Annotated in this window: 6 protein-coding genes and 1 pseudogene; 1 reads left to right on the top strand and 6 read right to left on the bottom strand. The window is 64.1% G+C overall.

The genetic code is table 11. From position 1 onward, the window contains the following. The first annotated feature begins 156 nt into the window (after nucleotides 1–156). Nucleotides 157–1462: pseudogene (locus H9Y04_RS45185) on the top strand (IS256 family transposase). Between the two features lie 43 nt (nucleotides 1463–1505). On the opposite strand, the gene wsfD reads toward H9Y04_RS45185, so the two are convergent. The 6 genes from wsfD to wecB form a co-directional block, all read right to left on the bottom strand. Further along, entirely contained in the window at nucleotides 1506–2933 is a 1428-nt protein-coding gene (gene wsfD, locus H9Y04_RS45180) for a glycan biosynthesis hexose transferase WsfD (protein WP_187820074.1), read from the bottom strand. 196 nt (nucleotides 2934–3129) lie between these two features. Beyond that, a complete protein-coding gene (locus tag H9Y04_RS45175) occupies nucleotides 3130–4101 on the bottom strand; it encodes a C40 family peptidase (protein ID WP_187820073.1) in 972 nt (323 codons plus the stop codon). Between the two features lie 440 nt (nucleotides 4102–4541). Continuing rightward, complete coding sequence (locus H9Y04_RS45170) at nucleotides 4542–5090, bottom strand: exosortase/archaeosortase family protein (RefSeq protein WP_187820072.1); 549 nt, start codon at nucleotides 5088–5090, stop codon at nucleotides 4542–4544. After that, nucleotides 5087–6484 carry a glycosyltransferase family 2 protein gene (locus H9Y04_RS45165; protein WP_187820071.1) on the bottom strand — a complete coding sequence of 466 codons (1398 nt, stop codon included), beginning with the start codon at nucleotides 6482–6484 and terminating at the stop codon, nucleotides 5087–5089. The genes H9Y04_RS45170 and H9Y04_RS45165 overlap by 4 nt, the downstream gene beginning before the upstream one ends. 125 nt (nucleotides 6485–6609) lie before the next feature. Next, the gene (locus tag H9Y04_RS48545) at nucleotides 6610–6741 is read right to left on the bottom strand and encodes an LPXTG cell wall anchor domain-containing protein (RefSeq protein ID WP_187820070.1); all 132 of its coding nucleotides are present in this window, start codon (nucleotides 6739–6741) and stop codon (nucleotides 6610–6612) included. Between the two features lie 296 nt (nucleotides 6742–7037). Then, the gene (wecB, locus tag H9Y04_RS45155; RefSeq protein WP_438818228.1) at nucleotides 7038–8219 is read right to left on the bottom strand and encodes a non-hydrolyzing UDP-N-acetylglucosamine 2-epimerase; all 1182 of its coding nucleotides are present in this window, start codon (nucleotides 8217–8219) and stop codon (nucleotides 7038–7040) included. Between the last annotated feature and the right edge of the window lie 493 nt (nucleotides 8220–8712).

The raw sequence follows: 8712 nt of genomic DNA, 5'->3' as shown, positions 1-8712 counted from the left end.
TGGTCAGGACACTGCCCAACCTGCCACCAACCCGCACCCTGGCAGCCCTACGACACCACCTAACAAAGTCCTACTAGTGGGTTCCTCGCCAGGTTGGCGCGGTCTCGTCCGGGAGTGTCCAATAGACGGCGGATCCGATGATCAAGGAGACGCCAGATGAGCGAGACCATCACCGAGCACGAGGCCGTGGAGGAGCCGGCCGTTGAATCGGCCGCGGAGGCCGTGTCGGACGAGCAGTTGATCGGGATGTTGGTCGACCGCGCCCGTTCCGACGGGCTGCAGCTGACCGGCGAGGGCGGGCTGCTGCAGCAGCTGACCAAGCGGGTGCTCGAGTCTGCCCTGGAGGGCGAGATCACCGACCACGTCGGTTACGACAAGCACGACGCGGCAGGCCGGAACAGCAGCAACTCCCGTAATGGCACGCGGTCGAAGACCGTGCTCACCGATGTCGGCCCGGTCGAGGTCAAGGTTCCCCGCGACACCGCCGGCACCTTCGAGCCGCAGCTTGTGAAGAAGCGGCAGCGCCGGCTGACCGGCGTGGACGAGATGGTGCTCTCGCTGTCCGCGAAGGGGCTCACGCACGGGGAGATATCGGCTCATCTGGCCGAGGTGTACGGGGCGGAGGTGTCCAAGCAGACCAACTCCACCATCACCGACGCGGTGATGGAGGGCATGGCCGAATGGCAGGCCCGCCCGCTGGACCGCATCTATCCGGTTGTCTTCGTGGACGCCATCAATGTGAAGATTCGCGATGGCAAGGTTGCCAACCGGCCCATCTACGTGGCGATGGCCGTCACGGTCGAGGGCACCCCGCGACATCCTCGGAATCTGGGCCGGCGACGGCGACGGCGGCGAGGGTGCGAAGCACTGGCTCCAGGTCTTCACCGAGCTCAAGAATCGCGGCGTCGAGGATGTCCTGATGCTCGTCTGCGACGGACTGAAGGGTCTGCTGGACGCGGTCGAGACGGTCTGGCCCCGAACTGTCGGCCAGACGTGTATCGTTCACTTGATTCGCAACAGCATCCGCTACTGCGCCCGCCAGGACTGGGACAAGGTCGCCAAGGATCTCAAGCCCGTCTACACCGCGCCGAGTGAGGCCGCGGCGACCAAGCGGTTCCTGGAGTTCTCCGAGAAGTGCGGCTCCAAGTATCCGGCCGTGATCAAGCTGTGGTCCGACACCTGGGCCGAGATGGTCCCCTTCTTGTCCTTCGACGTCGAGATCCGCAAGGTCATCTGCAGCACGAACGCGATCGAGAGCGTCAACGCCCGCATCCGCAAGGCAGTCCGGGCCCGCGGCCACTTCCCGACGGAGGCCGCCGCGTTGAAGTGCGTCTACATGGCGCTGATGAGCCTGGACCCGACCGGCAAGGGCCGACGCCGCTGGACAATGCGCTGGAAGGCCCCGCTGAACGCCTTCCAGATCGCCTTCGATGGCCGCCTCACCCCCACTGACCAGCGATAACTCAACAACCAAGATCAGCCGTTAAGTTGACACACCCTCTCGATCAGACCCGGAACGGTTCAGAGTGAGGTGAGGGGGCCAATCCTCGGCGGAGCCGCTGGCCTAGATGGGCGAGTGCGAGGGCGGCGGCGACGGATAGAGCGAGCAGGAGAGCGTACGCGGCGAAGTGGCTGTGCTTGATCGGGCCCATGCCCTCGAAGAAGGCTGCGGGGACGAAGGCAGCAGCGCTCACGCCCAACAGGTAACCGATGAGCAGTGCGAGGGTGCGATAAGGGTGATCGTGAGGCCGTCGGCGTACTGCCGCCATGGCGACAGCAGTTGTTGCAGTCGTGAGCCCGACCAGTCCCGCGAGGCCCAGTCCCCGGAAGGATTCGAGAATACCGGAGGCGAAGGCGACCCGGTTCTCCACCGCGCCGGCGGGCTTGCCGCCTTCCGGGGCGAAGCTGCCCAGCAAGGGCTCGCGACCGGCCATCATGTCCCTTGAGGCGTCGTCTAGGACTGCTGGGATGCGCGTCGGGTGGGTGATGTAAAAGGCGGCGATATCGCTCGGTTTCAAGCTTCCTGAGTAGAGGCCGAGTTGAGGGTCGTGGGTGCCGGTAGCGGGCCCCATGTAGGTGTTGGTAGTGGAGTGGCGTGTGAAGTGAGGCAGTAGTCTGAGGCGCCGCAGGTCCGCGCGAGGGGCTTGCTCACCATCAAGGGTCCGGCTTGTGACTGCGCTGTAGGCGTCGGCATGAGTGGCACTGGCCTCCATGGACCTGTGTGCGTACAGGACTGCGGTGCCGAGAACCACCAGTGCGCACAAGGCTGGCAGTAGCCTCGAGGGAAGCCGGGTGGTGGGAATCTTCGCCCTCAACAACGTGGCGGCGGCCGGTAGGACGACGAGCGTAAGTTGAGGTCCAGCAGTGACTGTGAGCGCCGTTGCCGTGGTGAACAGCGCGAGGCCGACAAACCGGGCAGGCCCAGGGGTGCGGAGGAGGATCAAACCGGGTACCGCGGCCAGGATGCCAAGGAGTCCGGCTGCCTCACCGTAGGCAGAGGCGGTGTACCCGAGGAAGGCTGGGTCGGCGGCAACCAGCAGCAGCGCGACCGCGAGCGAGATCCGGCCCGAGGTGCGCAGTGGTGTGAAGGTGGCGATCAGGCCAACTACGCAGGCGATTAGCACCAGGTAGATCGCGGTCAGAAACCGCAGATCCAGCGCGGAGGGGAGTCCGATCAGGGGCGTGAGAGCTTTGGCCGCAGTGTGGAAGATCGACGCACTGCTGGGATAGTGGGGGCAGGCCGTCGTGGCTACCGGATGGAAGACGAACTGCCCCCAGCCGAGGGGGATCGCGCTTTGCAGGTGGTCCAAGGCGAAGCGGCAGGTCATGAGCTGCCCGTCCCCGTTGCCTGCCATTCTGATGGGGCGGGGGACGAAGGCCCGTAGGACCAAGGCAATTAGCGCAAAGCCGCTTGCGATGACTGCGTATCGCACGCGTTGAAGGGGTGATGTGGGTGGGTCACGATGTCTGCCGCCTGTAGCTACGGTGACATCGTTCTTGGCCAGAGTGGTGGCGGCAGCCTTGCCGCGAGTGGCTGACGTGCGGCGAGGGGAGGGGACTCCCGTTCGTCGTTGGCGGGCGCCTCCCACTGGCACTTCGTCACCGTGCATTGATCTGTTGTCACCTTCCTCAGCGGATTACCGCTGCAGAGTCGCCTCTTTTGCGGGCCGTGTCCGGCCCGCCGCGCTCGATAGGACGCGAGGCACCCAGGTACCGCAGTGGCCTGGCTGCGGTGTCGGGCCGCACGATCCGTTTGATGGGCATGCGATTGAGGGACGTCAGACCGACCACCTGTCCCGGGCGTGGTGCGTGCACTACTAGCCCTTCGCCGACGTATAAGCCCACGTGGGTCGCGTCGGCGAAGTAGATGACCAGATCGCCGGGACGCAGCGGAGCGTAGCGGGAGACGGCGGGCAGGCCAGCGTGCTGGATCTGGCTGGTGCGTGGGATCAGAACGCCTGCCGAGGACCAGGCCCGCGAGGTGAGGCCGGAGCAGTCGTAGGTTTCAGGGCTGGTGGCCCCCCAAACGTAAGCCTTGCCGAGTTGGCGCAGTGCGAAGTAGGTGGCATCGGCTGCTGCGTCGTCGGGCAAGAGGTCCTGCGGACGACCTGGTACGCGATGCCCTGGCTGCCAGTAACCGTCGCCAAATCCCCTGGCCATCGCGGCTAGTTGTTGCGCATGGCGCAGGCTTGCGGATTCCAAGGTGCGCTCCAGGGAGCGAAGTTGGCTCTGCAGACCTCGGAGGCGGGACTTGGCGACCCGAGCGGCGGCAGATCGGATCTCAGATTCGGTCCGGGCGCGGACATGGATGGCTGAGGCGGCGCGTTCGACCATGCGCCTCGTCATCCAGTTCGTGTAGAGGTCGTCGAAGTCGCTGGCGAAAACGTAGAGACTAAACTTCTCCGTCGGCCCGGTGCGGTACTGCCAGCGGGCGAGTGCCCCGGCACGGTCTCGGGAGAGGTCGCGCAGGATGATGTGCTGACGTGCCTGAGCCGAGGCGTGCTCGGTTTCACCTAGGCTGTCGGCCACTCTGGGCCGCAATTGTTGCAGCGCCTGGTGGGCGTTGAGCCTCGCGTTGGTGGTACGGCGCCAGAGGCGCATCTGGTGGTCGCTGGGGGCGAGCCCCGGCAGGGCGACCGGGGCAGGTCTGCCGTCACTGCCGGTTGGGCCAGTCGCTGGATTGAAGGGGGCATCTGTGCCCGGTGGAGGGGGCGTTAGGGGCGCGGCTGTGGCGGTCACAGGGGACAGAGGGGACAGCGCGACGGCGCACACGACAGAGAGTCCGGCGTATGACGCCCACCACTTTGCAGTGCTCGCTCGTCGAGGCAGGACGTTCATCGGTACCTTCCAGGAGAGCCCTACCCCGGCCGGTCGAGACCTCCGAGGCGTCTGCCGATGCGTTTCGCCCTCTGTTTCGGAAATCCGGCTGATGTCTGCTCCAGAGATCGGCCCAGAGGGCTTCGCTCAGACGGCGAAGGAGCAGGCCTCCCCTGTGAACACCCATGTGCTTAGACGGCATGTCCAAGAAGAGGCCCGCAGAGTCACATGATGGGGCGCTCAGCGCGCCCTCCTCTTCCCAGGGCCAGGAGCAGGACACAACAGGCCAGCCCTAGGCCGAACATACTCACGAGTGTGCCCAGGAACTGGTGAGACATCCGGTAGCCGCCCATACCCCAGTGATGGATGGACACCGCGATGCCGATGATCCGGAGTTGGTTGACACCGACGAAGACCAGCGCGGCCACGGTGACGCCGACCAGGGCGCGCAGGACGCGCGCCGGAGAGTTCTGGCATGCCGTGACGATCGCGCCGAGCAGGAAGAACGCTCCGAGCACGTATGCGACGGTGCATTCCACCGTGACATTCAGCGCGAATACTTTCTCCAGGTGCCCAATCGTGAGGATAGGGGCGTGTGGCTTGGCCCAGCTGGCCATGCCCAAGGTCCTGATCAGTCGGGAGGCGACGGAGGCCTCCTGGGTTTGTACGTAGGCGGCGTAGCGCCACAGCAGTGTTGCGATCAGCGCCAGTGCCGCTGCGGTCGGCCAACGCATCCAAAGGCCGCGGGCGGGTGGGGTGAGTGAATCGATCACCGCTGGTCTCCTGTGTGTGAGGGAACTCCGGGGTTCAACGCGGGGCGGACTGTGGGGCCCGGGATGCTTTCGGTTCCGCCATACCCTGCCTCGATGCCTTCGTGCTCACCGCTGCGGTCAGTCTTCACCCAGTTGTTCTGACCGCGCAGGATGCGGGCCAGGGCTCGCCAGGCCGCTGTGTAGGCGACGTAGTTGGAAACGAGCAGGGCGTGTCCGAGGAGGAGACAGCGCACGAGGCCGTAGCTGCGGTCTCGGCGGTGGTAGAGCCAACCCGAGAACAGCATCGGGAAGAAGGAGATCAGGTAGAAGGCGACGGAGGTGATGAGGAACAGTGGCACTGTCTCGGTGGAGACCATGAAGCCAGTGTTCGTGCCGGTGATCAACTGCACGCCGAGCATGCCCAACGCGATGTGGAAGACCACCGACCACGGCAGGGTGAGTACCCACGGCACCAGCAGATAGAGCGTCATCTCAAGCGCGGCAATGTTGCTGACCTTCCGGGACTTCCAGATGGCTGGCAGGTGGCGGATGGCCTGCATGTGCCCTTGGAACCATCGGGTGCGCTGGATGATCAGCCGCCGCCAGGAGTCGACGCCTTCCTGATCAACGTAGGCTCGTGAGGTGGTCGCCAGTTCCCATCCTTGCTCACCGAGAGACAGGGCAAGGTCCAGGTCCTCGGTCAGCGAGTTGGACCACGGCTGCCGGCCCAGGCCGATGAGAGCAGAAAGCCGAGTGAACTGGCCGTTTCCTCCCAGGCTGACCGTTCGAGAGTAGTTTCGCCCGAATTGAGAGGTTGCCGACAGGCCCCAGAACTCCAGGTCCTGGATGAGAGTGATGAAGCGGTCCCGGTTACGGATACAGACCGGAAGTTGCACGCCGCCGACGGCCGGGTTACGGAAGATGTCAACTACGTGACTGAATCCGTCTTCAGACAGGCGCCCGTCCGCGTCCATGACACAGATGAGCGTATTAGCCGGGTCGAGTTCGCGCGCGGCGGCATCCTGGAGGATCCAGCGGAACCCCGCGTTGAGCGCAGCTCCCTTGCCCTGTCGCGCGTCGGGCAGCGCCCTTGCGACGACCCTGACGTCGCTTCCGCCGGCATCAAGTGCCGCGGCGACGGTCCCGTCGTCTGAACCGTCGTCGACAACGACGATCCTGGCCTGAGGCACCTCCGCACGCAGTGAGTGGATGGTGTTGCCGATGACGGATGCTTCGTTCAGGCAAGGGATGAGGAAGTAGGTCTGCTGGCGTTCACTCGCACTTGGGGGAGGTGGGAGCGGACTGGCCTGCTCCTTGCGTGAGAAGCGGACGCCGGGGATCGTGGCGGCCAGAAAGTAGACCAGGCCGAATCCTGTGACCAAGGCGACTACTGTGTTGAACAGGAGGAGGAGCATTCGGAGTTCTCTCTGGGAGGGCACGCTGGCGCCCGGGGCCGGGCCAGCGAATGACGAACGTGGAAGTTGGGTTGGTCGTGGTGCGTCACACTGGGGAACTCAGGTCCTGTGCCCCATCGGCGGGACTACTGGTCGAATCGGCGCATATAGCGGGCTCGGAGGAAGACACCTAGACCCATGAGGAGAGCGACTGCGGCGATCCCCAGAACCAGAGTTGTCGCGCTGGTTCCGGTCTCTGCAAGGGGTGGGTTGTACATAGGGTTCAGCCTTTCTCACTGCTGCTGGGGCTCGACGGTGCACGACGTGCACATTCGAGCCCTATGACTTTGGGTGAGGGCGATAGACGTCTTCTGGTTGGTGGAAGGCGCCATCGCGAAGCAGCGCAACGAGGATGTCGGTTCGTTGTCGAGGTCGACCGAGCGGAGTGTGAGCGGTGTTGCCCGGACGGCCTAGACGGTGAATGTGTCTCTGGGATCGATTTCGGCATTGCCAGGAACCGAAATGGAGAACGCGATTGCCTAATTGCTGTCAGGAATCGACGCTGCCGGGTGTCTTACGGCGCGTTGGCAGCTGACGGGTGTGTGTCCGAGGTTGAGCGTGCATGTTCAGGCGGAAGCGTAAGAATCGTGGAGCGTAGCGGCTGTCGGAAGAGACCTCGCTCGCCCTCGGCGGACTCCGTTGCGGCTGGTACGACGGGGTCCGCCACCCGCTTCAGTGACCGGACGAGTTCGAGGATGCGGGCGCTTGCCATGCCATCGCCGAAAGGGGACGGCGTATTCTGTAGCGCGACCAGCCGGCCGCGATCCTGCAGGACTTCGTGGGCTGCTCTACTCAATTCGGTCCCGGGTCGTACGAGTTGAGCGAATCCCGAGGCGAAGGCCTCCGGGCGCTCGGTACTTCGCCGCACAACCAGAAGGGGGCGCTTTAGTACAGTTACCTCCTCTTGCATTCCTCCGGAGTCAGAGATCACCAAGGCTGCGTGGCGGGCGAACGCCAGATAGGCACGATGGTCCAGAGGGGCCGTGACTTGGATGTCTGCCAGCAGCCCCGACAGCCCGAACTGAGCGATGCGCTTTCGCGTCCGCGGATGCAGGGGCATCAGTACCGGTAGTGGCAGTGTGCTCAGCGCGGTCAGCACCCCAGCCAGCGTCTCGGCAGTGTCCGTGTTCTCAGGCCGATGCACCGTGGCGAGAATGTACTGGTCCGCGATCAGGCCCTGACGGTCGAGATGGTTCTGGCGTTCTTCGCGGTCTGGCAACGAGGCGAGGGTAACCTCGACCACAGTGTTCCCCGTTACGGCGATGCGTGAGGCCGGAACTCCTTCGGCCCGGAGGTTTGCCGCGCTCCCCTCCGTGGGTGCACAATGTAGATCGGCAACCACACCGATCAGTTTCCGGTTGATCTCCTCGGGCATCGCGCGGTCGTGTGAGCGCAGCCCCGCTTCCACATGAACAACAGGGATGCCGATGAAATTCGCGGCAAGGGCGCCGGCGCAGGCGCTGTTTGTGTCCCCCTGCACCAACACCGCACCGCAACCTGCCTTGTCGAGAATCTGCGCGGTTCTGGACACGATCCGCGAGAACTGATCGGAGCGACTGCGGCCTCCGACCGCACTGAGAACCTTGTCGGGAAGAGGTAGTTGCAGACCTTTCCAGAAGACCGCCGAGAGTTCTTGGTCGAAATGTTGCCCGGTATCCACCACGAGCCGCTCCGTCGCCGATAGGCCGCGGATCACGTCGGCAAGTTTGATGATTTCTGGGCGCGTCCCCAGTACTACCCCTGTACGCACAACGCGGCCTCTCCCATGCAGGCGACATGAACCCATCAAGCGGCGTCGGATGTGCGCAAGTTGACGCTGAGGCGACGATCCGATGAGCGCTCGCCAGAGAGTTGCATTCATTTCCATACACACGTCAACGCCGCGCCCAAGTAAACACAAAGAAACTAATCAGCACCCGGCGCGACATGACAATATTTAGGCGCTCCCGCACTGAGGTAATCGCCTTTGCGATTAGGGGAATTATCGCAGTCGACCCGATTGGAATGTAGGAATTCATTCCTTCAGTCTGAATTACTGAGCCTTTTCCAACCTGAGGGTGTGGTACGCCAGTTGGTCGGCTCTGCGACACAAAGAAGCTCCTGGTAGACGGTGTCACGACCAAGATCCACCGTGCTGCGCAGGAGCTTCGTGTGCTTGTCTACCCGTCGGCGATCGATCTGTCCAACGT

The organism is Streptomyces polyasparticus (assembly GCF_014493765.1).
Taxonomy (GTDB): domain Bacteria; phylum Actinomycetota; class Actinomycetes; order Streptomycetales; family Streptomycetaceae; genus Streptomyces; species Streptomyces polyasparticus.
The sequence above is the reverse complement of the archived record's forward strand: the minus strand, read 5'-3'. Positions and strand labels throughout refer to the sequence as shown.

Coding starts and splice junctions, on each gene's coding strand:
- H9Y04_RS45175 (WP_187820073.1), bottom strand. CDS start 4,101: ATGCGCCTCTGGCGCCGTACCACCAACGCGAGGCTCAACGCCCACCAG.
- H9Y04_RS45165 (WP_187820071.1), bottom strand. CDS start 6,484: ATGCTCCTCCTCCTGTTCAACACAGTAGTCGCCTTGGTCACAGGATTC.
- H9Y04_RS48545 (WP_187820070.1), bottom strand. CDS start 6,741: ATGTACAACCCACCCCTTGCAGAGACCGGAACCAGCGCGACAACTCTG.